At 65.6% G+C, this 25,665-nt stretch carries 24 protein-coding genes; 14 read left to right on the forward strand and 10 right to left on the reverse strand.

The window, feature by feature from the left end:
• Positions 1 to 19: 19 nt before the first annotated feature.
• Positions 20 to 577 carry a GbsR/MarR family transcriptional regulator gene (locus FOM02_RS28735; protein ID WP_027559787.1) on the reverse strand — a complete coding sequence of 186 codons (558 nt, stop codon included), beginning with the start codon at positions 575 to 577 and terminating at the stop codon, positions 20 to 22.
• Positions 578 to 729: 152 nt separating this feature from the next.
• On the opposite strand from FOM02_RS28735, the gene FOM02_RS28740 reads away from it, so the two are divergent.
• On the forward strand, positions 730 to 2,250 hold the full coding sequence (locus FOM02_RS28740) for a PAS domain-containing sensor histidine kinase (RefSeq protein WP_027559788.1): 1,521 nt from the start codon (positions 730 to 732) through the stop codon (positions 2,248 to 2,250).
• 127 nt (positions 2,251 to 2,377) lie between these two features.
• Here the strand turns inward: FOM02_RS28740 and FOM02_RS28745 are convergent, their stop codons facing one another.
• From FOM02_RS28745 to FOM02_RS28760, 4 genes are all read right to left on the reverse strand, one after another.
• Complete coding sequence (locus FOM02_RS28745; protein WP_027559789.1) at positions 2,378 to 2,677, reverse strand: acylphosphatase; 300 nt, start codon at positions 2,675 to 2,677, stop codon at positions 2,378 to 2,380.
• Entirely contained in the window at positions 2,674 to 3,540 is an 867-nt protein-coding gene (locus FOM02_RS28750) for an isocitrate lyase/PEP mutase family protein (protein ID WP_027559790.1), read from the reverse strand. The genes FOM02_RS28745 and FOM02_RS28750 overlap by 4 nt, the downstream gene beginning before the upstream one ends.
• A 90-nt stretch (positions 3,541 to 3,630) precedes the next feature.
• Positions 3,631 to 5,646 (reverse strand): acetyl-CoA carboxylase biotin carboxylase subunit, encoded by a 2,016-nt coding sequence (locus tag FOM02_RS28755; protein ID WP_027559791.1) that lies wholly within the window; start codon positions 5,644 to 5,646, stop codon positions 3,631 to 3,633.
• Between the two features lie 177 nt (positions 5,647 to 5,823).
• Positions 5,824 to 6,894, reverse strand: a complete 1,071-nt coding sequence (locus FOM02_RS28760) for a zinc-binding metallopeptidase family protein (RefSeq protein WP_027559792.1) — start codon at positions 6,892 to 6,894, stop codon at positions 5,824 to 5,826.
• Between the two features lie 226 nt (positions 6,895 to 7,120).
• Here FOM02_RS28760 and FOM02_RS28765 point away from each other — a divergent pair, with 226 nt between their 5' ends.
• The 5 genes from FOM02_RS28765 to FOM02_RS28785 all read left to right on the forward strand — a co-directional run bounded on the left by FOM02_RS28765 (position 7,121) and on the right by FOM02_RS28785 (position 13,205).
• A complete protein-coding gene (locus FOM02_RS28765) occupies positions 7,121 to 9,586 on the forward strand; it encodes a PAS domain S-box protein (protein ID WP_027559793.1) in 2,466 nt (821 codons plus the stop codon).
• 228 nt (positions 9,587 to 9,814) lie between these two features.
• A complete protein-coding gene (locus tag FOM02_RS28770) occupies positions 9,815 to 10,255 on the forward strand; it encodes an EamA family transporter (RefSeq protein ID WP_027559794.1) in 441 nt (146 codons plus the stop codon).
• A 68-nt stretch (positions 10,256 to 10,323) separates the two neighbouring features.
• Complete coding sequence (locus tag FOM02_RS28775; RefSeq protein WP_027559795.1) at positions 10,324 to 11,607, forward strand: MFS transporter; 1,284 nt, start codon at positions 10,324 to 10,326, stop codon at positions 11,605 to 11,607.
• Positions 11,608 to 11,632: 25 nt separating this feature from the next.
• A complete protein-coding gene (locus FOM02_RS28780) occupies positions 11,633 to 12,883 on the forward strand; it encodes an arsenic transporter (protein WP_027559796.1) in 1,251 nt (416 codons plus the stop codon).
• Between the two features lie 97 nt (positions 12,884 to 12,980).
• Entirely contained in the window at positions 12,981 to 13,205 is a 225-nt protein-coding gene (locus tag FOM02_RS28785) for a hypothetical protein (RefSeq protein WP_027559797.1), read from the forward strand.
• Positions 13,206 to 13,256: 51 nt separating this feature from the next.
• Here the strand turns inward: FOM02_RS28785 and FOM02_RS28790 are convergent, their stop codons facing one another.
• The gene (locus tag FOM02_RS28790; protein WP_027559798.1) at positions 13,257 to 14,621 is read right to left on the reverse strand and encodes an MFS transporter; all 1,365 of its coding nucleotides are present in this window, start codon (positions 14,619 to 14,621) and stop codon (positions 13,257 to 13,259) included.
• A 24-nt stretch (positions 14,622 to 14,645) separates the two neighbouring features.
• A complete protein-coding gene (locus tag FOM02_RS28795) occupies positions 14,646 to 15,260 on the reverse strand; it encodes a GntR family transcriptional regulator (RefSeq protein WP_231164056.1) in 615 nt (204 codons plus the stop codon).
• Positions 15,261 to 15,284: 24 nt separating this feature from the next.
• Here FOM02_RS28795 and FOM02_RS28800 point away from each other — a divergent pair, with 24 nt between their 5' ends.
• Genes FOM02_RS28800 through FOM02_RS28815 form a run of 4 tightly spaced genes read left to right on the forward strand, consistent with a single transcriptional unit; the run spans position 15,285 to position 18,622 of the window.
• On the forward strand, positions 15,285 to 15,596 hold the full coding sequence (locus FOM02_RS28800; RefSeq protein WP_231164057.1) for a hypothetical protein: 312 nt from the start codon (positions 15,285 to 15,287) through the stop codon (positions 15,594 to 15,596).
• On the forward strand, positions 15,593 to 16,792 hold the full coding sequence (locus FOM02_RS28805; RefSeq protein WP_027559800.1) for a mandelate racemase/muconate lactonizing enzyme family protein: 1,200 nt from the start codon (positions 15,593 to 15,595) through the stop codon (positions 16,790 to 16,792). The genes FOM02_RS28800 and FOM02_RS28805 overlap by 4 nt, the downstream gene beginning before the upstream one ends.
• Positions 16,793 to 16,803: 11 nt before the next feature.
• The gene (locus FOM02_RS28810; protein ID WP_027559801.1) at positions 16,804 to 17,571 is read left to right on the forward strand and encodes a glucose 1-dehydrogenase; all 768 of its coding nucleotides are present in this window, start codon (positions 16,804 to 16,806) and stop codon (positions 17,569 to 17,571) included.
• 22 nt (positions 17,572 to 17,593) lie between these two features.
• Entirely contained in the window at positions 17,594 to 18,622 is a 1,029-nt protein-coding gene (locus tag FOM02_RS28815; RefSeq protein WP_265440323.1) for an L-idonate 5-dehydrogenase, read from the forward strand.
• Between the two features lies 1 nt (position 18,623).
• Here FOM02_RS28815 and FOM02_RS28820 read toward each other — a convergent pair whose 3' ends face one another.
• On the reverse strand, positions 18,624 to 19,490 hold the full coding sequence (locus FOM02_RS28820; protein WP_027559803.1) for a DUF3280 domain-containing protein: 867 nt from the start codon (positions 19,488 to 19,490) through the stop codon (positions 18,624 to 18,626).
• Positions 19,491 to 19,677: 187 nt separating this feature from the next.
• Between FOM02_RS28820 and FOM02_RS28825 the strand changes: the two genes are divergently transcribed.
• On the forward strand, positions 19,678 to 21,060 hold the full coding sequence (locus tag FOM02_RS28825) for a HAMP domain-containing sensor histidine kinase (RefSeq protein WP_027559804.1): 1,383 nt from the start codon (positions 19,678 to 19,680) through the stop codon (positions 21,058 to 21,060).
• Positions 21,057 to 21,734: a response regulator transcription factor gene (locus FOM02_RS28830; RefSeq protein WP_027559805.1), complete on the forward strand. Its 678-nt coding sequence runs from the start codon at positions 21,057 to 21,059 to the stop codon at positions 21,732 to 21,734. Before FOM02_RS28825 ends, FOM02_RS28830 begins: the two co-directional genes overlap by 4 nt.
• On the opposite strand, the gene FOM02_RS28835 is transcribed toward FOM02_RS28830, so the two are convergent.
• Positions 21,715 to 22,557 carry a hypothetical protein gene (locus FOM02_RS28835; protein ID WP_027559806.1) on the reverse strand — a complete coding sequence of 281 codons (843 nt, stop codon included), beginning with the start codon at positions 22,555 to 22,557 and terminating at the stop codon, positions 21,715 to 21,717. The two genes, FOM02_RS28830 and FOM02_RS28835, sit on opposite strands and share 20 nt — an antisense overlap.
• 211 nt (positions 22,558 to 22,768) lie before the next feature.
• Between FOM02_RS28835 and FOM02_RS28840 the strand changes: the two genes are divergently transcribed.
• Both FOM02_RS28840 and FOM02_RS28845 read left to right on the forward strand, forming a co-directional pair.
• The gene (locus tag FOM02_RS28840; protein ID WP_027559807.1) at positions 22,769 to 23,653 is read left to right on the forward strand and encodes an IclR family transcriptional regulator; all 885 of its coding nucleotides are present in this window, start codon (positions 22,769 to 22,771) and stop codon (positions 23,651 to 23,653) included.
• Positions 23,654 to 23,689: 36 nt separating this feature from the next.
• Complete coding sequence (locus FOM02_RS28845; protein WP_027559808.1) at positions 23,690 to 24,661, forward strand: Bug family tripartite tricarboxylate transporter substrate binding protein; 972 nt, start codon at positions 23,690 to 23,692, stop codon at positions 24,659 to 24,661.
• Positions 24,662 to 24,709: 48 nt separating this feature from the next.
• On the opposite strand, the gene FOM02_RS28850 is transcribed toward FOM02_RS28845, so the two are convergent.
• A complete protein-coding gene (locus FOM02_RS28850; protein ID WP_416207718.1) occupies positions 24,710 to 25,090 on the reverse strand; it encodes a hypothetical protein in 381 nt (126 codons plus the stop codon).
• Positions 25,091 to 25,665: the final 575 nt, after the last annotated feature.

Below are 25,665 nucleotides of genomic sequence, written 5' to 3' on the forward strand. Positions count from 1 at the left end.
CAACCTCCTCACCTCAATACTATTTGGCCTTGCCCAGCGGCAGCAGGTTGGCGATCTTCTCGCCGAGCCGCATCAAGGCGACCAGCCGCGGCCGCGGCACCTTCAGCATCTGCATGAACCAGTGATCGGCGAGCTCGGTGAAGGCGAGCATCTCCTTCAGCCGTTTGCTCGCGACCGGACTGATGGTCGGATCATCCGTAGCATCGGACACGCAGGCCCTGAGCGCGACGATGGCCGGATCGATCTCCCGCTCCTTGCGCCGCGCCGCGATGCGGGCCGCGACCTCCCAGATGTCGGTCTCGGCCTCGTAATGGTCGCGGCGGTCGCCGAGGATCGGCACCCGCCGGATCAGGTTCCAGGCGAGCAGCTCCTTGAGCGAGTTGGAGACATTGGACCGCGCCATGCCGAGCGTGTCGGCGATGTCCTCGGCCGTCATCGGCGCCTCGGCCAGATAGAGCAGCCCGTGGATCTGGCTGACCGAGCGATTGACACCCCACCCGTCCCCCATGTCGCCCCAATGCAGGATGAAGCGCTCGACGGCGGCAGGGAGTTTCTTCTTTCCGGTTATTTCTGTCATGACAGAAATATCTGATGGGCACGATTGATTGTCAAGTGCGTCAGGCCGCTGATATCGCTGCATACCGTCCGCGAGATTTGCCTAAAAATATCCCAGGCACGGGAACAATTCGCTGCCTGTGACGTTTGCCCGGGTTCAGGCAGGGTCCCCGAATGGTCGAAAAGTTCAGTCAGCAGAGAGACTTGTTCGAGAGCGAGCGCAGTTTCCGGCTGTTGGTTGAAGGAGTCGCGGACTACGCCCTGTACATGCTGGATCCCAATGGGATCATCACCAGCTGGAATATCGGCGGCGAGCGCATCAAGGGCTATTCGCCCTGGGAGATCCTCGGCCAGCATTTTTCCCGCTTCTATACCGAGCCCGACCGCGCCAACGGCAAGCCCGCCCGTGCGCTCGGCATCGCCAGGGAAAAGGGCCGCTACGAGGAAGAAGGCTGGCGCGTCCGCAAGGACGGCACGTTCTTCTGGGCCAGCGTCGTGATCGATCCGATCTACGAGGATGGCGAGCTGGTCGGCTTCGCCAAGATCACGCGCGACATCACCGAGCGCCGCAACACGCAGCTCAAGCTCGAGGCGATGCAGAAGCAGCTCGCCGAGTCCCAGAAGTTCGATGCGCTGGGCCAGCTCACCGGCGGGGTCGCCCACGACTTCAACAACCTCCTGATGATCATCAGCGGCAGCCTCCACGTGCTGAAGCGGGGCGCCGACGACGAGGCCAAGCTCAAGCGCGCGATCTCGGCCATCGAGACCGCCACCAAGCGTGGCGCGGCGCTGACCAACCAGCTCCTCACCTTCGCGCGGCGGCAGAGCGTCAATCCGCAGGCGATCGATTTCGCCGACCGCATCTCGGCGATCCGCGAGGTGCTCGATGCCGGCGTGGGCAGCTCCGTGCGCCTGGCCTTCGAAGTCAGCCGCGACGTCTGGCCGATCAAGGCCGACGTCTCGGAACTCGAGACCGCGTTGCTCAACCTCGTCATCAATGCCCGCGACGCGATGCCCGACGGCGGCACGGTGACGATCCGTGCGCGCAACGTCGTGCTGGATGAGGCGACCCTCGCCGGCGAATTCGTCGCGATCGACATCGCCGACACCGGGCTCGGCATTCCCTCGGACGTTCTCGACAAGATTTTCGAGCCGTTCTTCACGACCAAGCCGATCGGCAAGGGCACTGGCCTCGGCCTGTCCCAGGTGCACGGCTTTGCCCATCAGGCCGGCGGCACGGTGAAGGTCGCAAGCGAACTCGGCAAGGGTACGACCTTCACCATCCTCCTGCCGCGCGGGGAAGGGGCGCCAGCGCGCGAGACCACGGGAAGTGCGTCGTTCCGCGGCAGCGGCACCGTGTTGCTGGTCGAGGACAATCCGGACGTCGCCCTCGTCAGCATCGGCCTTTTGGAGCAGCTCGGCTACCAGGTACGGCGCGTCGCCGATGCCGAAGCCGCCTTGCGCGAGATCGAGAAGAACAGGGTTGACTTCGTGTTCTCTGATATCGTGATGCCTGGCAAGATGGACGGGCTCAGCCTCGCCCATCGTCTGCGCCAGATCCGCCCCGGCCTGCCGGTCCTGCTCGCCACCGGCTACAGCGACGTCGCCTCCGGCGTGCGCGGCGATTTCCCGATCCTGCGCAAGCCGTACGAGATCCACGAGCTGAGCGAGGCGATTTCGAAGCTGCCGCGGTGACTGTTCACTTTCCCACCTCGACGCCGTCATGGCCGGGCTTGTCCCGGCCATCCACGCCTGGCCCCGCTGCACGAAGAACGTGGATGCCCGGGACAAGCCCGGGCATGACGACCTCTTGTGAGATCGCCTACACCGTCGGCAACACCGAGAACTTCTCCCCTGCCCCGCGCAGGTTCAGCTCGTCCGCACTCGCGGTCTCACTCGTCACGCTGTCCACACGCGCCGACGGCGGTCCATGCCGGCACAGCGCGACCATGTCGGCGACGTGCTTCGGCGTGCCGGCGAACAGCGCTTCCACGCTGCCGTCGCGACGGTTGCGGACCCAGCCATCGAGGCCGCTGGCGGTGGCTTGGTACTCGACCCAGGCGCGATAGCCGACGCCCTGCACACGCCCGCGGATCATGACCTGGAGGATCGCCCGGCTCATTTTTTCAGTCCGAGAAGATCGGCGCTGCGCGCTTTTACCTCGGCGTCGCGCATGACGCGATTGGTCAGTTCTGCTGACGGCAACCCCTTGAGTGCCTTCGGTGCCGTGCCCTCGCGCAGCGCCTTCTGCGTCTCGTAGACGGCCTGCGTCGCCGCCGCGATCGGCGCGTGCCCCTGGAGCGCGATGCGCACGCGCTGGCCGGCGAGATAATCGGTCGCGTTCAAGTCCTCGGGCGCGCCGCCGAGCACGATCGGCAGGCGCGTCGCAGCCGTAATCGCCTCCAGCTCCGCGCGCGACTTGATGCCGGTGAAGAACAGCGCATCGACGCCGGCAGCCTCATAGGCCTGCGCACGGCGGATCGCATCGTCGAGCGAGGTGATCGAGGCAGCTCCGGTGCGCCCCATGATGACCAGCGAGGCATCGCTGCGGCCATCCAGTGCGGCCTTCATCTTGCCGACGCCCTCCTCCAGCGAAATCAGCTGCGTCTTGGTCTCGCCAAAGGCGGCCGGCAGCAGCGTGTCCTCGATGGTGAGGCCGGCGGCGCCCGCGGTCTCCAGTTCCTGCACCGTACGGCGCACATTGAGCGCATTGCCGTAGCCGTGATCGGCATCGACCAGCACCGGCAGCGCGGAGGCGCGCGACATCCGCCGCATCTGCTCGGCGAGCTCGGTGAGCGTGATCAGCGTGACATCGGGGTCGCCGAGCACCGCGAGCGAGGCGACCGAACCGCCGAACATGCCGAGTGGAAAGCCGAGATCCTCGGCGATGCGGATCGAGATCGCGTCATAGACCGAGCCGGGATGGACGCAGGCCGAGCCTGAGAGGATCGAGCGCAGCTTCTCGCGGCGGGAACGAAAGGCCATGGGTGCCTCACTCCAAAATCGTCATCCTGAGGAGCGCGCCCTTGAGCGCGTTTCCTCAAGGTGAGGGTCGACTGTCGTGCGCCGGAGCGCTTACGCAAACTCCAAAATCAGCGCGTCCACCGCGAGCGTCGCGCCGGCGCTGGCGTGGATCTTCTTCACGGTGCCGTCCTGCTCGGCGCGCAGCACGTTCTGCATCTTCATGGCTTCGACCACGGCGAGCGTCTCGCCGGCCTTGACCTCCTGCCCCTCGATCACCGCGATGGAGACGACGAGGCCGGGCATCGGACACAGCAGCTTCTTGCCGCTGTCGGATGCCGTCGTCACCGGCATCAGCCGGGCGGAGGCAGCTTCCGCTTCGGTCCAGACATAGACCGGAACCTCGACGCCCTGATGCGCAAGGCGGATGCCGTTGGGGATTGGGCGCGCCTGCACCGCCACGAAATGGCCGTCGATGGTGCCCTGCCAGACCGGATCGCCCGGCTTCCACGGCGATTGCAGCAGATGGACGTTGCCGGCCTTGCCCTCGGCATCGATGAAGCGGATCGCGATGGCCTCGCCCTCGCGGCCGACCTCGAGCAGGATCTCCTGGCGATCGAGCCAGACCGCGCGGCGGCGCTCGCGCTGCACGACCCGGCCGCCCATCTGGCCGGAGATCTGCCGCTTGCGCTCCCCGAGCACGTGATCAATGGCGGCGCCGACCGCAGCCATCCGCCGGGCGACCTCGCCTTCGGGCACGCGCACCGCAAAGCCCTTGGGGAATTCCTCGGCGATGAAGCCGGTCGACAAGCGTCCCTCGCGCCAGCGCGGATGATGCATCAGCGCCGACAGGAACGGAATGTTGTGCCTGATGCCGTCGACATAGAACGAGTCGAGCGCTGTCGCTTGCGCCTCGATCGCGGCCGCGCGCGAGGGCGCATGCGTGACGAGCTTCGCAATCATCGGATCGTAGTGGATCGAGATCTCGCCGCCCTCCTGCACGCCGGTGTCGTTGCGGATAATGATGCCGTCCTGGCTGGCTTCCGCCGGGGGGCGGTATTTCACGAGGCGCCCGATCGAGGGCAGGAAGTTGCGGAAGGGGTCTTCCGCATAGAGCCGCGACTCAACGGCCCACCCCGTCAGCGTGACGTCCTTCTGCGTGATCGCGAGCTTCTCGCCGGCGGCCACGCGGATCATCTGCTCGACGAGATCGATGCCGGTGACGAGCTCGGTGACGGGATGCTCGACCTGGAGGCGCGTGTTCATCTCCAGGAAGTAGAAGCTCTTGTCCTGCCCCGCGACGAACTCGACTGTGCCGGCGGAATCGTAATTCACGGCTTTCGCCAGCGCGACCGCCTGCTCGCCCATCTTGCGGCGCGTGGCTTCGTCGAGCAGCGGCGACGGCGCCTCCTCGATGACCTTCTGGTTGCGGCGCTGGATCGAGCATTCGCGCTCGCCGAGATAGATCACGTTGCCGTGCTTGTCGCCCAGCACCTGGATCTCGATGTGGCGGGGATCGACGATGAACTTTTCGACGAAGACGCGGTCGTCGCCGAACGAAGCCTTGGCCTCGGCCTTGGCGAGGTTGAAACCTTCGGAGACCTCGGCCTTGGAATGCGCGATGCGCATGCCCTTGCCGCCGCCGCCGGCGGAGGCCTTGATCATCACGGGATAGCCGATCTCGTCGGCGATGCGCACCGCGTCCTTGTCGTCCTCGATGACGCCGAGATAGCCCGGCACGGTGGAGACCTTGGCCTTCGCGGCCGCCTTCTTGGATTCGATCTTGTCGCCCATCGCCGCGATCGCGCCCGGGTTGGGACCGATGAAGACGATGCCGGCGGCTTCCAGCGCGCGCGGAAATGCCTCGCGCTCGGACAGGAAGCCATAGCCGGGATGCACGGCTTCCGCGCCGGTCTTGCGGCAGGCCTCGACGATCTTCTCGATCACCAGATAGCTCTCGGCCGCCGCGGGCGGGCCGATCAACACGGCCTCGTCGGCCATCTCGACATGGAGGGCGTCGCGGTCGGCCTCGGAATAGACCGCGACCGTCTGAATTCCCATGCGGCGCGCGGTCTTGATGACCCGGCAGGCGATTTCGCCGCGATTGGCGATCAGAATGCGTTTGAACATGCTTTTCTTGAGTCTCGACCTTGGGCGGGACCCCTTCCCTGGCCGTTGCAGCCTATGGAAACGGGCCGTGTGGCTCCCGTGGTACATTAAAATGAGCCGGAGGCAACGGTCTAAATCCGGCCCCTCTGGCGTACCAGCGCAAGACCGAAACGGTCGGGACGCGCCCCCTGGGGCCGCCTACGGCCTGCCGGCCTTGGCCACGCCCCGGACGAGGCTCTGAATGAAGCCCAGTTTGGCGACCACGGCGGACGACAGGATGAAGGGATAGAGGTCGCGCAGGCCCATGGCGCGATTGACGCTGTTCATGGCGAAGGTGAAGGGCAGCCATGCGTCGATGAGCGCCTGGACGTCCCTGACCTCGTAGGGGTTGAAGCGGATGCGCGCCGTCAACTCCCCGTCGCGGTCGACCTTGGGGCGCACCTCCATACCGAACTCGGCGGCCATCTCCAGGGTGTCGACGATATGGAGGTAATGCGCCCAGGTCTCCGCGAAGTCTTCCCACGGATGCGTGGTGGCATAGGCCGAGACGTAGTTCTGCTGCCAGTCCGCCGGCGCGCCTTCGGCATAATGGCGCTGCAGCGCCTCACCGTAATCGGCGGAATCATCGCCGAACACCGCGCGGCATTCCTCGAGCTTGCCGCCGTCGCGCACCAGCACGTCCCAGAAATAATGGCCGACCTCGTGGCGGAAATGCCCGAGCAGCGTGCGGTACGGCTCGCCCATCTCCAGCCGCCGCCGCTCGCGCTCGATGTCATCGGCCTCGGTGAGCGCGATCGTGATCAGGCCATTGTCGTGGCCGGTCATAACCTTCTGCCCGCTGTTCGGATCGTCGGCGAGGAAGTTGAAGATCAACCCGTGCTCGGGGTTTTCCTGCCGGGTCTGAAGCGGCAGCTTCCAGCGGATTAGGGAATAGAACAGCCGGTGTTTTGCGATTTCCAGTTCACGCCAGCGAGCAAGCTGCGCCGGATCGGAGAGGTCAGGCACGATGCCGTTGTGGCGGCAGGCGCGGCAGAAGCCGGTGGTATCGTCCGCATCCGTCAGCCAGTTGCAGGCGTCGTAGTCGGCATTGCTGCAGAGCATGCGGCTTTCGCCCTTGTCGGCCAGTACCTTCCAGCCGTCCCCGTCCGGCTCGATCGCCGACATCGTCTCCCTCTCCGGCTGAAAGGCGACCCGATGGCCGCAGCGTTCGCAGGCGCGGTTCTCGAAATAGAGGACGTTGCCGCAGTCCTGACAGACAAAGAGCTTCAAGATTTAGCCTCTTGGGAAAGGGAGTTTTATGAATGAGAGTTGTGGCGCTCCGCAAAGACGCCTCGGCGGGCCGATCGTTCCAGTCCTCGGAACAAATTGCCAGCGCCGGCGTTTGGTGCATACCCACCGCTATCCATTTGATGACGACTTTCCGACTTATTCCTCTTTGAGCAATGGCTATCACGCTTTGTCTGTGTGAATATCGGCCCGGCACGCGCGCTCTTGCATCACAACGGCCGACGCCTTGAACGACAATACGCCCGAGACCCTTGCTGCCGAAAGGCTGCGCCAGCACCTCGAAGACATCGCGCGCGAGCGCGATGAAGCCTATCGTGCGCTTCAGGAGCGCGAGGCTGAGCTGGCGCGCATCCAGCGCATCGGCAAGGTCGGCGGCCTCGAGGTCGACTTCCGCGAGGGTTTTCGGAACCGCCGCTCGCCCGAATACCTGATGATCCATGGCCTGCCCCCTGAGGCCGCCGACGAGACGCACGAGGACTGGGTCAATCGCATCCATCCCGACGACCGCGATGCGACCGTCAAGCATTTCTTCGATGCGCTGGCAGGGACCAGCGAGGACTACACGGCCGAGTACCGCATCATCCGCCCCCGCGACGGCGAGACCCGCTGGATCCGCGTCGTCGCTAAGATCGAACGCGACCGCGACGGTCGCGCGATCCGCCTTGTCGGCGCCCATATCGACATCACCGACCAGGCGCTGGCGCGCGAGACGCTGCGCGAGAGCGAGGAGCGCTTCCGGCTGATTGCCGACAGCGCGCCGGTGCCGATCTGGGTCACCAAGCTCGACCGTACACGCTCCTTCGCCAATCAGGCCTATGTCGACTTCGTCGGCCTGCCCTACGATCAGGCCATCGCCTTCGACTGGCGCAAGGTGCTGCATCCGGACGACCTGCCGCATGTGCTGCAGCAATCGGTGCAAGGCGAAGCCTCGTTGAAGCCGTTCGTGCTGGAGGCGCGCTACAAGAATGCCAGCGGCGAATGGCGCTGGCTGCGTTCGGAATCGCAGCCGCGCTGGGATCCGACCGGCAAGCATATCGGCTTCATCGGCGTCGCCCACGACATTACCGTCGCCAAGCAGGCCGAGATCGAGCTGCGCCGGCTCAACGAGACGCTGGAAGAGCGCATCGTCGAGCGCACCGCCGAGCTCGAATCCAACGAAGCGCGGCTGCGCGCGATCCTGGAGACCAGCAACCAGTATCAGGGCCTGGTCAATCTCAGGGGGGAACTGCTCTACGCGAACAACACCGCACTCGACGGCATCAAGGCGGGCTCCACGGACGTGATCGGCAAGCTGCTGTGGGAAACGCCGTGGTTCACCGGGACCCACGGCATGAGCGCCGTGGTCCGTGAGGCCTTCGACACCGTGCTTCGCGGCGAAGCCGTGCGGATGGAGATGCGATTGCGCCTGCCCATCGGCGATCGCGATTTCGAATTCAGCATGCGTCCCGTGCTCGACCGCCACGGCAACATCACCGGCGCGGTGCCCGAAGCCGTCGACATCACCGACCGCCGCCGCGGCGAGGAAGCGCTGCGGCAGTCGCAGAAGATGGAGGCGATCGGCCAGCTCACCGGCGGCGTCGCGCACGACTTCAACAACCTCCTCACCATCATCCGTTCGGCCACCGACTTCCTGCGCCGGCGCGAGCTGCCGGAGGAACGCCGCCGCCGCTACGTCGATGCCATCTCCGACACCGTCGAGCGCGCCTCCAAGCTGACCGCACAGCTCCTGGCCTTTGCACGAAGGCAGCCGCTCAAGCCGCAGATCTTCAACGTCGGCAGCCAGGTGGAGGGCGTGGCGCAGCTGGTGCGGCCGCTGGTCGGCGGCCGGATCGAGATTGCCGTCGAGATCGACGATGCCGACTGCTTCACAGTCGCCGACATCGCGCAGTTCGAGACCGCGCTGATCAATCTCGCCATCAACGCCCGCGACGCCATGGAGGGCGAAGGCCGTCTCACCATCGCGGTGCGCAAGGTCTCCGGGATTCCGAGCCTGCGCGGGCAATCGGCGCGCAGCGGCGACTATGTCGCGATCTCGGTAGCCGACACCGGAAGCGGCATTGCGCCCGAAAACATCGACGCCATCTTCGAGCCGTTCTTCACCACCAAGGAGGTCGGCAAGGGCACCGGGCTCGGCCTCAGCCAGGCGTTCGGCTTCGCCAAGCAGTCGGAAGGCGACATCGCGGTGATGAGCACGCAAGGCAAGGGCGCGACCTTCACCATCTACCTGCCGCAGGCGCAGTCGCCGACCGCCGAGAAGGAAGCTGCAGCGCTGACCAGCGAGGCCGCAACCACGGGGCGTGGCTACCGCGTGCTCGTGGTCGAGGACAATGACGATGTCGGCCAGTTCTCGACCGAGCTTTTGGAAGACCTCGGCTATGTCGTCCGCCGCGTCGCCAACGCCAATGCCGCGCTGTCGATCCTCGGCGAGAACGAATTCGCCGTCGACCTCGTGTTCTCCGACGTCATCATGCCCGGCATGAACGGTGTCGAGCTCGCCGGCGTGATCCGTGAGCGCTATCCGGGCCTGCCGGTGGTGCTCACCAGCGGCTACAGCAATGTGCTCGCTGAGAACGCCCATCGCGGTTTCGAGCTGATCCAGAAGCCGTATTCGGTGGAATCGCTCTCGCGCATCCTGCGCAAGGCGATCACCGAGAAGCTGTCGGTGGCAAGGTGAATGTACGCCAGGCAAAACGCTGTCGCCCGGACAAGCGCGCCTCAAGCGCGCGCCGATCCGGGACCCATAGCCACAGGATTGTGTTTGGCGAAAAACGACGACGCATGTGCCCCAAGAAAGATTCCGCGGTATGGGTCCGGGTCTGCGCTTCGCTTGTCCGGCACGACAGCGGAGTGTTTGGCTAGCACCTTCCACCCCATCACCTCGCAAAACTTCATCGGCCCCCCAATGAAACCCGCCCTCCTCTCCGCCTGGCAGACCTGGGCGCTCCTCTCCGCCTGCTTTGCCGCGCTGACCGCAATCTTCGCCAAGGTCGGCGTCGAGAACATCAATCCGGACCTCGCCACCTTCATCCGCACCGTCGTGGTGCTGCTCGCCTTCTCGGTGCTGCTGTTCTTCACCGGCCAATTCGCCGTGCCCTCGGCGGTTTCGTCGAGGACATGGCTGTTCCTGGTGCTATCAGGGCTCGCGACCGGGGCCTCGTGGCTCTGTTACTTCCGGGCCCTGAAGCTCGGTCCCGCGACGTTGGTCGCACCAATCGACAAGCTCAGCGTCGTCCTGGTGGCCCTGTTCGCGTTCGCCTTCCTCGGCGAGCGGCCGACCGCGCAGGGCTGGATCGGGATCACCATGATCGGCGCCGGCGCGGTACTGCTGGCCGTGAAGCTTTAGGTCCGGGAACAAAGCTGGCGTGACATCGGTTTCTGCCGGAGCGATTCCGAGCCTCGATCGAGAGACCGATGTCGAGCGAAAAACCCGATCAGGCAAGGCAGGCTGGCCGCGCGTTGGATGCGGCGAACTTCTTCCTTGCCGACGTCCGCGACGGGCTCGGGCCCTATCTCGCCGTCTATCTCCTCACCGAGCAGCACTGGGACGAGGCGCGCATTGGCCTCGTGATGTCGATTGCGACCATTGCTGGCATCGTAGCGCAGACGCCCGCCGGCGCGCTGGTCGACGCGACGCGGGCGAAGCGGCTGGTGATGGTCATCGCCGCCATCATGGTCACGCTCGCGTCCCTGTCGCTGCCGCTGTTTCCCGCCTTCCTGCCGGTCGCGATCTCGCAAGGCATCGCGCAGGCCGCCGCCGTGGTGTTTCCGCCGGCAATCGCGGCCGTCTCGCTCGGCATTTTTGGTCATGCCGTCCTCACCCGGCGCATTGGCCGCAATGAAACTTTCAACCACGCCGGCAACGCGGTCGCGGCCGGACTGGCGGGCCTCTCCGCCTACTGGTTCGGCCCGACGGTCGTCTTCTACCTTCTCGGCGCAATGGCAATCGCGAGCCTCGTCAGCATCCTCGCGATCCCCGCCGGCGCCATCGACCATGATCTGGCCCGCGGGCTACACGATGCCGACACGGAGACCCAGCGCGAACAGCCTTCGGGCCTCGCGGTACTGCTCACCTGTCGCCCTCTCCTCGTCTTCGCGATCTGCGTCCTGCTCTTCCATCTCTCCAACGCGGCGATGCTGCCGCTGGTCGGACAGAAACTGGCGCTCCAGGATAAGAACATCGGCACCAGCCTGATGTCGGCTTGTATCGTTGCCGCACAAGTCGTGATGGTGCCGTTTGCGATGCTGGTCGGCGCTCGGGCCGACCGCTGGGGCCACAAGCGCTTCTTCCTCGCCGCGCTTCTGATCCTCCCCATTCGGGGGGCGCTCTATACGCTCTCGGACAACCCGTTCTGGCTGGTCGGCGTCCAACTGCTCGACGGCGTCGGCGCCGGCATCTTTGGCCCGATCTTCCCGGTCATCGTTGCCGACCTCATGCGCAACACCGGCCGCTTCAACGTCGCGCAGGGCGCGGTCATCACCGCCCAGAGCATTGGCGCGGCTCTGTCGACGACGCTAGCTGGCCTCGTTGTGGTTGGCGCGGGCTACAGTGCGGCCTTCATCACGCTCGGCGCGGTCGCCGCAATCGGTGCCGTGGTCTGCTTCCTTGCCTTGCCCGAGACGCGGCAAATCGCAGATGGCGGTCCGCGCCCGCAGGGGAAGACAGCAAGGCCGGCTTCCGCTATCGCTGCCAAATGAATCCATTCCACCTCAAGGACTGAACGTGCCGTCTGACGCCATCTGGGCCTGGAGCATCATCGTCGCCGCGACCGCGTGCGTCATTATCCGCCCGTTCCGCTTGCCCGAGGCGATCTGGGCCGTGATCGGCGCCGGGGCGCTGGTGCTGCTCGGCTTCCTGCCCTGGCAGGACGCGCTGACCGGCATCGAAAAGGGCATCGACGTCTATCTCTTCCTGATCGGCATGATGCTGATTGCCGAGCTCGCACGGCTCGAAGGCCTGTTCGATTACCTTGCCGCGCTCGCGGTGGAGTATGCAGACGGCTCGCCGCAGCGGCTGTTTTTACTGATCTACCTTGTCGGCACGCTGGTCACGGTGCTCTTGTCGAACGACGCGACCGCGATCGTGCTGACGCCGGCGGTCTATGCCGCAACGCGTGCGGCCGGCGCAAAGCCGCTGCCCTATCTTTTCGTCTGCGCCTTCATTGCAAACGCCGCAAGCTTCGTGCTGCCGATCTCGAACCCCGCCAATCTCGTGGTGTTCGGCTCGCGCATGCCGCATCTGACCGAATGGCTGCGTCAATTCGCCCTGCCCTCGCTCGCCTCGATCGTGCTGACCTATATCGTACTGCGCCTCACCCAGCATCGCGCGCTGAAGGAGGAGAGCATCGAGCGCCGCGTGCCGCACAAGGTGCTCAGCCGCGGCGGCAAGCTGACCGCGATCGGCATTGCCGCAATCGGCGTCGTGCTGATCACGGCCTCCGCGCTCGACAAGCAGCTTGGCCTGCCGACCTTCATCTGCGGCGCCGTGACGACCGGCCTCGTCCTGCTGCTCAGCCGTCAATCGCCCGTGCCGGTGCTGAAGCACGTGTCCTGGAGCGTGCTGCCGCTGGTCGGCGGGCTGTTCGTGATGGTGGAGGCGCTGATCAAGACCGGCGTGATCGGACAGCTCAGCGCGCTGCTGCATCAGGCCGTCGCCCAATCCGTGCCGAAAGCCGCCTGGAGCGTCGGCATCGCCACCGCGATCGCCGACAACATCGCCAACAATCTTCCCGTCGGCCTTGTCGCCGGGTCGATCGTGGCCGCCGATCATCTGCCCACATCGGTCGTCAGCGCCATCCTGATCGGCGTCGACCTCGGGCCGAATTTCTCGATCACCGGTTCGCTCGCCACCATCCTGTGGCTGGTGGCGCTGCGCCGCGAGAAGATCGAGGTCGGCGCCTGGCCCTTCCTCAAGCTCGGCATGCTGGTAACCCCGCCGGCCCTGATCGCAGCACTGGCAGCGGCGATCCATTAACCGCGCGAGACTTTGCGGCGCATCAATGTGGGCGGTAATGCCCGGCCTATACTTCATCTTGCCGCGCAGCTCATGAGCCGCGGCAAGGAGGTCGATCATGCAAATTCAATCGAAGGCATTGCCGCAGAGCTTCTCCCTGCGCCGCTCGCTTCAGAGCTCTCCCGCGAAAGACGGGTCGTCGCACCCGTTGCTGATCTTCTCGGTGGTGGTGCTGCTGGCCCTGTTCGCGATCGTGGAGATCGACCTGCACAGTGCCCAGCTTCAGGCGGTCGGCCTGCTCGGGCACGGCGCCGGGATCAATCCCGTTTTCCTGAGCCCGTAGCAAGGAAGGCCCGATCGCGGCCATGAGGCCGCGACCGGGTGACGAGCATCCTCAGTCGTTCTCGTAGCCGTAGACTTCCGGCAGGATGAAGATTGCGGCGAGCAATCCGATCAGCGGGAAGATCGCAACGAACAGCGTGGCATTGGCCTGCCCGATCGCTGCGAACAGCGACGGGAACAGGAAGATCGCCAGGAACGACGGCAGCTTCACGAACATGTAGGCGAAGCCGCTCGCGGTGCCGCGATATTTCGGCTTGGCGACCATGGTCGGGATGGTCATGCAGTTCGATGCGTCCCAGTAATGGCCCCACAGCATGGCAGCCGCCGCGAACGGCAGCAGCATCTTGTTGTCGGTATAGAGCGCGAACGCCGCCACCAGCAGCGAGGCCAGCACGATGCCGAACCCGGCGATCGCGATGCCACGATGGCCGATCTTCGGCGTCAGGAGCGGGCCGACCCAGCCGGACAGTGCGGCGAAGCAGAACAGCGCCATCGTGACGAGGTTGTTGCCGAGCACGCTCGACACGCCGACCATCACGAACAGCACCGGCAGATAGAACGCGAAGGTCGAGAACTCGCTGCCTTGCGCGAAGCAGGCGATCCATCCGTACAGCGTGGCGCGCCAGCGGATCGGATCCTTCTTGAGGTCGGCGAGGAAGGCGCGGGTCGAGACCTTCGGCACTTCCACGTCGTGATCCGGCAGCATGTCGAGATTGTCGTTGAACATCTCGCGCGCGACCTGCTTGGCCTCGCGGTAGCGTCCCTTCTGCACCAGCCAGACCGCCGTCTCCGGCACATCATGGCGCATGATCAGGATGATCAGCGCCGGCACCGCGCCGAGGCCGAGCGTCACGCGCCACAGCATCTCGTGCTGCATGTCGATCAAGAGGAAGATCACGATGACGCCGATGGTCAGCACCTCGCCGACGGCGAACATGAACTGCCAGCGGTTGCCCATGACCTCGCGCTCACCCTTGGCCATGGATTCCATGATGTAGGTGTAGCCGGTCGAGATGTCCGAACCGAGCGGGATGCCGAGCAGGAAGCGGATCACGACGAGCCACGTAACGTTCGGCACGAAGGCCTGCGCCAGCGCCAGCACGATGAACAGCACCATCGTGACCAGGAACATGACGCGGCGGCCGATCTTGTCGGACAGCCAGCCGCCGAGCAGCGCACCGATCAGCGCGCCGCCCTGCGTGCCCGCTGCGGCAAGACCGAGCATCAGCGGGTCGGGATTGTACTGCTCGCGGATGAAGATCAGCACGAAGGCGATCGAATAGAGGTCCCAGGCCTCGACCAGGATCGAGGCCATCATCAGCCAGCCGACCTTGTTACCCTTGGGACTGTAGTTCGTGATGAGGTAGCGGACCGCGGCTTCGCTCGCGGTCGGTTGTGGCATGGCCATCGTTGACATTCTTCTTCCTTTCTTCTGAACTCTTTACGTGCCGAGCAGCGGCTCGATGCTGCAATCGAGCAGGCGCGGATCGATCCCCGCCTCCATGCCCGTGAACATGGAGCCCATGTAGTCGATCAGTGCATCGCTCGCCTTGACGGCATCCTCGGCGCGGCGGTTCGCGACTGCGTTTAGAATACCGAGGTGATGATCGATCGTTCCTGACAGATCGGCCTGCCCTGGCATGAAGCGGTGGTGGATGTAGCCGATGCGGCGGTAGAGCGTGTGCAGCGGCCGCAGCGTGTGCACCAGGAACGGCTCGCCGGCGGCCTCCAGCACCAGCGCGTCGATACGGCGGTCGAGGCTGTTGAACTCGTCGAGGGTCAAAGTTGCGCGACGTTCACGCAGCAGCCGCTCAATGTGCAGCGCCTGATTGCGGTGGGAAAGGCTGGCGCGATCCGCCGCGAGGCGAATGACAAAACGCTCCATGTCGCGGCGCAAGGCCAGCAGCATGTGCTCGCGCGCAAGATCGATCGGCGCGATGTGCAGGCCGTGGCGTGGACGGATGATGATGAGCGTGTCGGCGGACAGACGATTGACGGCGTGATGCACCGGCGTGCGCCCGAAGCCGGTGATCTGCTGCAATTCCAGCATCGTCATGAATTGTCCGGGCTTGAGCTCGCAATGAACAAGGAGCTCTTCGATCTTCTGATAGGCGAGCTCGAAGAAGTTGAGCCGATTGCGTCGCGAGGGCTTGCCCTCGCCGTCGTCGTCGTTTCTCACCACCTCGAGCGCGCGCTTGCGCCGTGCCATGTCGTCCTCTCCCGTCAGGTCCGCGCTCTCGTTGTCGGGCGGCGCCTTATTTGTGGCACCCTTAAAACATGTTGTGATATATTACAAGCAGGCGTAAGACTTCCGCGCGACCTGCAACATGTTGCAACGCAAAATGAGAAGTCAGGCGCGAGGCGCCTTTCGATGGGAGGACAATGGCCGTGAAGATCACGTCGATCGAGACGCTGCGCACCGAGGAATTCTCCAACGTCATCTGGGTACGCATCCACACGGATGCGGGCGTGATCGGTCTCGGCGAGACCTTCTATGGCGCAGGCGCCGTCGAAGCGCAGATCCACGACACGTTCGCGGGCCGCCTGCTCGGCCGCAATCCCCTGCACATCGAGGCGATCCATCGCGACATGCTGAACCTGCCGATGGCGCAGTCCTCGACCGGCGTCGAATATCGTGCGGCGTCAGCGATCGACATCGCGCTGTGGGACCTGTTCGGCAAGGTCTGCAATCAGCCGGTTCACCAGATGCTCGGCGGCCTCTGCCGCGACAAGCAGCGCATCTACAACACCTGCGCCGGCACCCAATATGTCCGCTCCACCAATATCAGCCCGGTCGCCAACTGGAATCTCGGGGCGTCCAAGGGTCCCTATGAAGACCTCGACGGCTTCATGAACCACGCCGATGCGCTCGCCGCGAGCCTGCTTGAAAGCGGCATCTCCGCGATGAAGATCTGGCCGTTCGATCCGGCGGCTCAGGAGAACAAGGGCCTCTACATCACCGCAGCCCAGATGAAGCAGGCGATCGAGCCGTTCGAGAAGATCCGCAAGGCCGTCGGCGACAAGATGGAGATCATGGTCGAGCTCCACTCGCTGTGGAATCTGCCGACCGCCAAACAGATCGCGCGCGCGCTCGAGCCCTACAAGCCGACCTGGTACGAAGACCCGATCCGCATGAACTCGCCGCAGGCGCTGGCCGAATATGCCCGCTCGACCGACGTCTGGGTCTGCGCCAGCGAGACGCTCGGCTCGCGCTTCCCCTACAAGGACATGCTCGACCGCGACGCCATGCATGTCGTGATGGCGGACCTGTGCTGGACCGGCGGCCTCACCGAGGGCCGCAAGATCGCGGCCATGGCCGAGACCTATCACCGCCCCTTCGCGCCGCACGACTGCATCGGCCCGATCGGCTTCATCGCCGCCATCCACATGTCGTTCAGCCAGCCCAACACCTTGATCCAGGAATCCGTGCGCGCCTTCTACAAGGGCTGGTACAATGAGCTCGTCACCACCATGCCCACCATCAAGGACGGCTATGTCTTCCCGATGGAAGGACCCGGCCTTGGCGTCGATCTCCTGCCCGCCGTCTTTGACCGCACCGATCTCACCGTGCGCCGCTCCAACGTCTGAGGAATTTTGAGATGAGCACCGCCCTGTTCGACCTCTCCGGCCGCACCGCACTCGTGACCGGCTCCTCGCGCGGACTCGGCCGCGCCATCGCCGAGGGCATGGCCAAGGCTGGCGCGAAGATCATCGTCAACGGCGTCGATGCCAAGCGCGTCGAGCAGGCCGTCGCCGAATTCCGCGCTGCCGGGCATCAGGCCGAAGGCGCGGCCTTCAACGTCACCGACGAGCCCGCCATCGTCGCCGCCTTCAACGACTTCGACAGACAAGGCCTCGCCGTCGACATCGTCGTCAACAATGCCGGCATCCAGCACCGCAAGCCGCTGGTGGAATTCACCACCGATGAATGGCGCAAGGTGATCGAGACCAACCTGACCAGCGCCTTCGTGATCGGCCGTGAGGCGGCCAAGCGCATGATCCCGCGCAAGCACGGCAAGATCATCAACATCGGCTCGCTCGGCAGCGAGCTCGCGCGCCCGACCATCGCGCCCTACACGGCCGCCAAGGGCGGCATCAAGAACCTGACCCGCTCGATGGCGGTGGAATGGGCCCAGCACGGCATCCAGGCCAACGCGATCGGCCCCGGCTACATGCTCACCGACATGAACGAGGCGCTGGTCAACAACGCCGACTTCAACAACTGGCTGATGGGCCGCATCCCGTCAAAACGCTGGGGCAAGCCGGATGAGCTGGTCGGCGCCGCGATCTTCCTCGCCTCAGACGCATCCACCTATGTCAACGGCCAGATCATCTATGTCGATGGCGGCATGATCGCCGCGATGTGATCGCGAACAAGGGAACGAGACCATGCGCGCCGTCGTCATTCACGCCCCAAAAGACCTCCGGATCGACAGCTATCCCGACGCGGAGCCCGGCCCGGGCGAGGTCCGCGTCAAGATCGCCAATGGCGGCATCTGCGGCTCCGATCTGCACTACTACCATCACGGCGGTTTCGGCGTCGTACGCATCCAGCAGCCGATGGCGCTGGGGCATGAGATCGCCGGCGTGGTTGCGGCGGTGGGCGACGGCGTCACCAGCGTGAAGGCAGGCACCCGCGTCGCGGTCAATCCGAGCAAGCCGTGCGGGGCGTGCCTGCATTGCCAGGAGGGCATGCGCAACCAATGCCTCGACATGCGTTTCCTCGGCAGCGCGATGCGCTTTCCCCATGTGCAGGGCGGCTTTCGCGAGTTCATCACGGTCGACGCGACCCAGGCCGTGCCGATCTCCGACAAGCTGTCGCTGGCGGAAGCTGCGGTCGCCGAGCCGCTCGCGGTGTGCCTGCATGCCGGCAAGCAGGCCGGCCCCCTCCTCGGCAAGCGCGTGCTGATCACCGCTGCGCCCGATGGCGCCCTGATGATCCTGGTCTCGCGCTTCGGCGGCGCATCCGAGATCGTGGTGACGGATGTGGCCGATGCACCGCTGGTGGTCGCGAAAAAGCTCGGCGCCACGCACGCGATCAACGTCGCGAGCAATGCCGCCGCGCTCGATCCCTGGCGCACCGGCAAGGGCGTGTTCGACACGCTGTTCGAGGCCTCGGGCAATCAGGCCGCGCTGCGCACCGCGCTTGACGTGCTCAGGCCCGGCGCGACGCTGGTGCAGCTCGGCCTCGGCGGCGAGATGACGCTGCCGATCAACACCATCGTCGCCAAGGAATTGCAGCTCCGCGGCACCTTCCGCTTCGATCCCGAGTTCGAGCTGGCGGTGCGGCTGATGGGCGACGGCCTGATCGACGTCAAGCCGCTGATCACGGCGACCATGCCGTTCGAGAACGCGGTCGCCGCCTTCGAGCTCGCCAGCGACCGCTCGCAATCGATGAAGGTACAACTAACCTTCTAAGCTACTGGCTCTCGACCAGGCTTTCGCTCACGAGCCGAACGGCCCCTCGTTTCCACGAATAGTCCGCGCCCATGCGCAGACCGCTATCCCCGCGCGCCAGCACCGCGCCGGTCCTGGCATCGCGGACCTGGAAGCCCAGGGTATATTCGGTGCGGCTGACCCGCCGCACCACGCCGATCAGCGACTGATCCGCGCCGAGCTTCTGCGCGATCGATGCCTCGCAACCGTTGCAATCGCGCAAGGCGTGCGCCTTGGCCGCCTCGCCGCCAATCTCGACGATGCGATAGCGGCCGGATTGACTGAGCACCTCGCGCACGCCGGCCGTGACTTCGGCGAGGTACGACGCATCCGACGCGGCTGACGCGCCCGCTGATGCGGCGGTCGTGTCCTCCAGCTCGAAATCGAACACCGCAAGCGCGACCGGCGCGGGCGTGGCGAGTGCGGCCATCACCTCGCGCGAGACAAAAATCTCGGCGCGCTCCCATGATTCATCATTGTCGCCGCGAAAAGTGTAGAGCTTGTCCATCACCAGCTTTTTGGCGCCGACGTCGATCACGGCGACCTTGGCCCATTGCACCAGCGTGCTGGTCTTCTGGATGCCGCCGATCACCTTGAACGCCGCGCCGTCCTGGGCCGACGGCGCCAGCCGATAACGGCCGTCCGCGCCGATGTCCCGCCTGAGCGCTGCCATGAATGCCGACAGCCGCCGCTCGTGGGCGGCGGTCTGGTTCGCCGGCTCGGCCGACGTATCGGTATAGCTGAAATCGTCCATGGCGACGCCAATGGCGGCCTCGGCGCCAGCCGGCGAAGTGGCCACCGGGAGGACGAGGAAGAAAAGCGCAGAGAGGATCAATCGGGTGCGGTGCATGCGGGCCTCATGTGATGGAGCGGCGGCGCAATCTGGCGGGCAGCCCTGCGCCATGCAGCCGCGCCGGTCCCGATCAGCGCCGGGAAAATTTCACGACATTGCAGTGCGGTAAAGCGTAACGCTTTGCGCGGCTTGCGTTCTGCCGTTTAATGCGCGGGCGACATACCCGTTCGCCAGGTGCCCGCCGATGTGGAACCGTCCGAGATTCGATCTCAAGGTCCGACTGACGTTGCGCGTGGCCGCCATATCGGCCGCCTGCTTCGCCGCGATCTCCGCCTATTTCCTCATCACCGCCGACCGCGCCGCCCATGCGCGGATCGACAGCATCGCCGCCATCGTGGCGAAGTCGCTGGAGCTGCAGCAGGGCAAGGTCCAGTGGGTGGCCGCCCCGCGCGCGGACTTTCCGAATCTCGATCCCGTGGCGGCCTATGTGATGACGCCCGGCCTGTGTCTGGCCGTCCGCGGCACCGGCGGCGACATGCTCCAGCGCTTCTGTAGCGGCGTGCCTCCGGCAACGCCGCCGCCGCAGGCCTTCACGGCGTTCTATCGCAGCCTGTTCGACCCCGGCCGCGAGGCGGCTCGGCCGGTGATCGTGCGCGGAGCAAAGCTCGGCGATGCCGTGGTCTGGCTCGATCCGACGGTGCAGACGGCCGAAGCCTGGCACGAGGCCGGCCGGCTGATGCTGGCGCTCGCAATCGCCCTGCCGCTGTTGTGCGTCCTGGTCTACGCCGCGCTGGCGCGGGCGCTGCGCCCGACCCACATGATCCGCACCGGCCTCGAACGGGTCGCAGCTGGTGACCTCACCGCGCGGCTGCCGCCGTTCGACCTCGCCGAGCTATCCGCCATCCGCGACGTCTTCAACCATCTCGCCGAAAGCCTCGACACTGCGCTGGCTGAACGCAACGAGCTGACGCGGAAACTGATCGCGCTCCAGGACGAGGAGCGCCGTCATCTGGCGCGCGAGCTGCACGACGAGTTCGGCCAGTCGCTGGCCGCCATCCGCGCGCTCGCCTCCTCCGCCCGCCAGACCGCCGCGCAGGATTGCCCTGCTTTGCTCAGCGAATGCGACGGCATCGCGCGGACCGCGACCGGCATGATGGAGACGCTGCGCGGCGCGCTGTTCCGGCTGCGCCCGCCCGACGTCGAGGAGCTCGGGCTCGTCGCCAGTCTCGAAGGCCTGGTCGCAGGGTGGAATGGACGCAGCCGCGGCGAGACGCGCTTTGCGATCCGTTTCGACGGCACGTTCGAGACCCTGCCGGCCACGATCAGCGCCAATCTCTACCGCATCGTGCAGGAGGCGCTCACCAACGCCGCCAAGCATGCCGGCGCCACCAAGGTCAGCCTGGAACTGACGATGCGCCCTGAGGAGATCGCGCTCGCGATCGACGATGACGGACGCTCGGCCGATCCCGCCGGGAAATCCGGAATGGGCCTGCTCGGCATGCGCGAGCGTGTCGCGGCCTTGCGCGGCCGGCTGAGCTTCGAGCCGGGACCGAACGGCGGCTCGGCGCTGCGTGTCGTCATTCCGCTTGCGGCCGCCGATCGGCCGGTGCTGGAGCACGCGGCATGACCGCGACGATTCTGCTGGTCGACGATCATTCCGTCGTGCGCGAGGGCTACCGCTCCGTGCTCGAGAAGCAGCCGGGCCTGCGCGTCGTCGCCGAGGCGTCCGACGGCGCCGAGGCCTACCGGCTGTTCAAATCCGAGGCGCCCGACCTCGTCATCATGGATCTGAGCATGCCCGGCATCGGCGGCATCGAGGCCGTCAGGCGCATCAGGCAATGGGACAAGTCCGCACGGATACTCGTCTTCACCATGCACCAGAACGCCGGTTTCGCCGTGCAGGCGATCCGCGCTGGCGCGCGCGGCTACGTCACCAAGATGAGCCCGCCGGAGACGCTGGTGCGCGCGGTGATGGACGTGCTGGCCGGCAAGATCGCCATCAGCCCCGACATCGACCACGAGCTGGCGCTGAGCCGCATCAGCGGCGAGAGCTCGGCCGCCGACGTGCTCACGCCGCGCGAATTCGAGGTGCTGCGGCTGTTGCTCGCCGAGAACACGACGGAGGAGATCGCCGAGACGCTGCATGTCAGCCCAAAGACGGTCGCCAACCTGCATTCGCTGATCAAGGACAAGCTCGGCGTCGGCTCCGACATCGAGCTGGTCCGGCTGGCGTTGCGTCAGGGACTTCTGACAGAGGTCGATCTCGGTGAGACTCGATCGATCAGGCCAGATAACGCGTGAGATAGCCTTCCATGGCGTAGAGCGCGCAGAGTGCTAGGCTCGACCACACCGCGGCGCTGAAATACAGGAACATCCAGGTCAGCTCGCCCTTCCAGTGCGCGATGTCGTGGGTCACCACCCAACGCGTCGAGACGTCATGCAGGCCTTCGAGCAAGCCGAGGAATCGGTTGCCCTCGGCGTGCCCTGCCCGCCAGCGGCTGAGATACATCGGCACGTCGACGGTGACGAGGAAGGCGAGGAAGCAGGCGATGCCGACGATGCCGGCGATCAGCGCCCAGCGCACCGGCCCCTGGAATTCCGGCATCAGACGGCACAGCGCGATGCCGGCGAGGAAGAAGGTCACCGCCCACAGCGAGTTCTCGATCGCGTTGTAGAGGAAGTTGGTGGTCACGACCGCGTACCAGGAGAAGCACTCCGCGACGATGATCACCGGCACGATCAACCACGCGATGGTCACCACAGTTTCCGCGCCGGTCATGGTGCCGAACTGGTGCAGGATGATGGCCCATTGTGCCGCGAAGCAGACTTCGGCCACGGTCGCGACCGTGCGACCGACGAAGACGCTCGACAGCCATGTGTCGAACAGGCAGATGCGCTGCACGTCGGCGCGCGGCAGCACCGAGCGGAAAGCGCAGCCGAACACATAGGCGGCGCAGAGCAGGAACATCAGGCCGATATCAGAGCCGCCGCCGACGCTCCCTGCGACCGTCGGATAGAACTCGCGATACAGCATGAACCAGACGAGGATGTTGGCGGCACTGACCAGCGTCAGGGACCCCCACCACCACGCGAGGGGATTTGACCGCGCCTGCCACTGCAACATGATTCGCTCCGCTGTAATCGACGTGACATGTCTTCGTAATAATAATGTCACAAGACGCCACGCAATCACGACAAAAATTTGTGCGCTTGAGCGTTCCGGGCGCGCTTGGGGCGACATCGAAGACGGCGAAGTGTCGTCCGTATAGTGGACGGTTTTGGCGCCATCTTCGATTTTATTGGACAAAGTCGCACCACACGTTCGATATTCGAGCATGGCCCGCGCTTCCTCATCCAAACGGCGTCTTCCACACGCGACCGCCGCCGCGGTGCTCGCGGCGAGCACCGATGACGCCGCCTTCGCAACCACGCTGGCAAAAGGTCTCGTCGTGCTCGAGGCCTTCAAGGCCGGCACCACCCTGCTCGGCAACATGGAGCTGTCGAAGCTGACGGGCATCCCGCGGCCGACCGTGGCGCGGCTGACGCATACGCTGGCCGAGCTCGGATACCTCCGCTACGAAGCCGCGCGGACGAAATACCGTCTCGCTGCGCGCGCGCTGCGGATGGCGCACCCGCTGCTTGCCGACATGCAATTTCGGCAGCTGGCGCGGCCGATGATGCAGGAGCTGGCGCAGAGCGTGCGCGGCACGGTCTCGATCGGCCTGCTCGATGCGACCTCGATGATCTACGTCGAGACTGCGCGCTCCGGCGATGTCGGTCCGCACGTCCCCGACGTCGGCATGCCGATTCCCGTCGTGATGACCGCGATGGGCCGTGCCGCGGCAGCAACCTTGCCGCTGGCCGATGCGGAGCGGCTTGAACGGCAGATCGCAGCCGAAGACGCCGAGCTGTGGGCGGCCTTCCGCGACAAATACCGCGCCGGGCTCGCCCAATGCGCCAGCCGCGGCTTCTGCACCTGTTTTGGCGAGTACATCGCCTCGATCCATGCCGTCGCTGCGCCGCTGTTTCACGCGCGCGAGCTCAATCAGTCCTTCTCGATCAATTGCGGCATCCCCGCATTTCGGCTCCAGCCAGGTCAGCTGGAGGGCGAGATCGGCCCGCGGATCGCCGCCCTTGCCGACAGCATCCGCGCAGTGGTCCATGCGGCGGAGCCTGCCGTCGAGATGCGAAAATCAAACAAGAAGAGCGCCAATCGATGAACAACAAAACTGGCGCTCCACGCCCGGGAGGCCAACATGACCATCACGCGCCGAACATTGCTGGGGACTGCGCTTGCGCTGCCCTGCGTCCCATTCGCGGCACGCGCTGAGGACGCCTGGCCCTCGCGCCTGGTGCGGCTGATCTCGCCCTACGGGCCGGGCGGCTCGAACGACATCTCGCTGCGCCTGCTCGCCGAAGAGCTCGGCCGCAGCCTGCATCAGCAGTTCATCGTCGAGAACAAGCCGGGTGCCGGCACGCGCATCGCCAACGACACGGTCGCGCACGCGCCGGGCGACGGCTACACGCTGCTCTATGTCGCCGCCCCCTATGCCACGGCCGAAGCGCTGTTCGGCAAGCTGACCTACGAGCGCCGGGATCTTCAGCCTGTCGCCATGGCGGTGATCGCGCCGCTGTTCCTGATCATCAGCGCGGAGGCGCCGTACAAGACCCTGCCGGAGCTGATCGCTTACGGCAAATCAAAGCCGGATGGGCTGACCTTCGCCTCGCCCGGCGCCGGCTCGCAGCCGCATCTTGCCGGCGAGCTCCTATTCCGCGATGCCGGTGTGAAGGGCCTCAACATCCCCTTCCGCGGCGATGCAGCCTCTTACACCGAGCTCCTCGCCGGCCGTGTCGATGCCACGCTGACGGCGCTGCCGACCGCACTGCCTTACATCCAGAGTGGCAAGTTCCTGGTGCTCGGCGTCGCCTCGGCCGAGCGCAGCGCGCTCTACCCACAAGCACCGACCTTGCGCGAGCAGGGCTTTCCCAACGTTGTCGCCGCCGGATGGTACGGCTTCATGGCGCCCGCGACCACGCCGCGTGCAACCGTTGACAAGCTTCAGGCCGAGGTGCTGCGCGCGCTCGCCGAACCCGTGATCAAGGACAAGCTGACGGCCCAAGGGCTGGAGGTGCGGCCAGCCAGTGCCGCCGCGTTCGGTCAATTCATCGACAACGAGACGCAGAAATGGAGCGCGCTGATCCGCGAGGCCGGGCTCAAGGGTGAGTAGCGCGCCACCGCGCCGGCATCCCAGGCATGTCGCATCGGAGGCCGGCGCTCAACGCCCCTCGCCGCGGCAGCCGCCGCAGCGCGTGAGGTCGTCGCTTTCATCGGCGTGCTGCTGGTATTCGGAGATCGCGCGGTTGGCCATGCGGATACGGTTGGTTTGGCCTTGGTCGACCATCACGGCAATGCGCTGCGCCAGGAACACGCAGGCTTCGAACTCATTGCGAATGGCGCCGGCCCGCGTGAGAAAGTCCCAGGCGATCTCGTAGGCCTCCTCGGCAGCCGTATTGCGGTAGTCGCTGAAGATAATATGCGTCATCACCGCCAAAGCGAAACGGCCGCGATCGTTCCTACCGGTGCCGGTTCGCCGCAGCTGGTCGGCCGGTGTTCCGATCCTCGGACCCGACGCTAACCTGCGATAGCCGAACACCAAACCAGTTGCGCTCGCAGGAACGCCGCCCGTGGACCGCCGTTTCGGCAACATGGGGTCGCGCGGCCGCTTTTGCGTTCTGCGGTCGCCCCCCTCGCTCAGCATTCGGTGAGGTTGCCGTGTGTCCGCACCAACGACTCTGACCACGCCTCCCATAGGAACGGGTTGGCGTCGCACACGATTGGTCATCACGTGTCAAAACCTCGAGGAGCAGCAATATGCGTAAGACAGTGCTGACGATCTTTACAGCCGCGGTGCTCGCGGGCGCTTCGGTCGGCGCAGCGTTCGCACAAGGTGCGGGAGGCGGTGCTGGTGGTGGCGCTGGTGGCGGAGCCGGTGGCGGCGCTGGCGCTGGCGCGGGCGCGGGTTCAGGCGGATCCGGTTCGGGCGGGAGCGGAGACGGTGCAGGCGCAGGAGGTGCCGGCAGTGGCGGTGGCGGCATCTCGCATGTGGAGCGCGGCGGACAAGGCGCGTCCAGCTCTCCCGGCATGCGCAACGAAACGACCCCGCCTTCCAACGGAGTCACGCCGCGGCGCTAGCTGATCACGGATCGCGCATCGAAGCCGGTCCCTTTTCAA

Source organism: Bradyrhizobium sp. SEMIA (genome assembly GCF_014844175.1).
GTDB lineage: Bacteria > Pseudomonadota > Alphaproteobacteria > Rhizobiales > Xanthobacteraceae > Bradyrhizobium > Bradyrhizobium arachidis.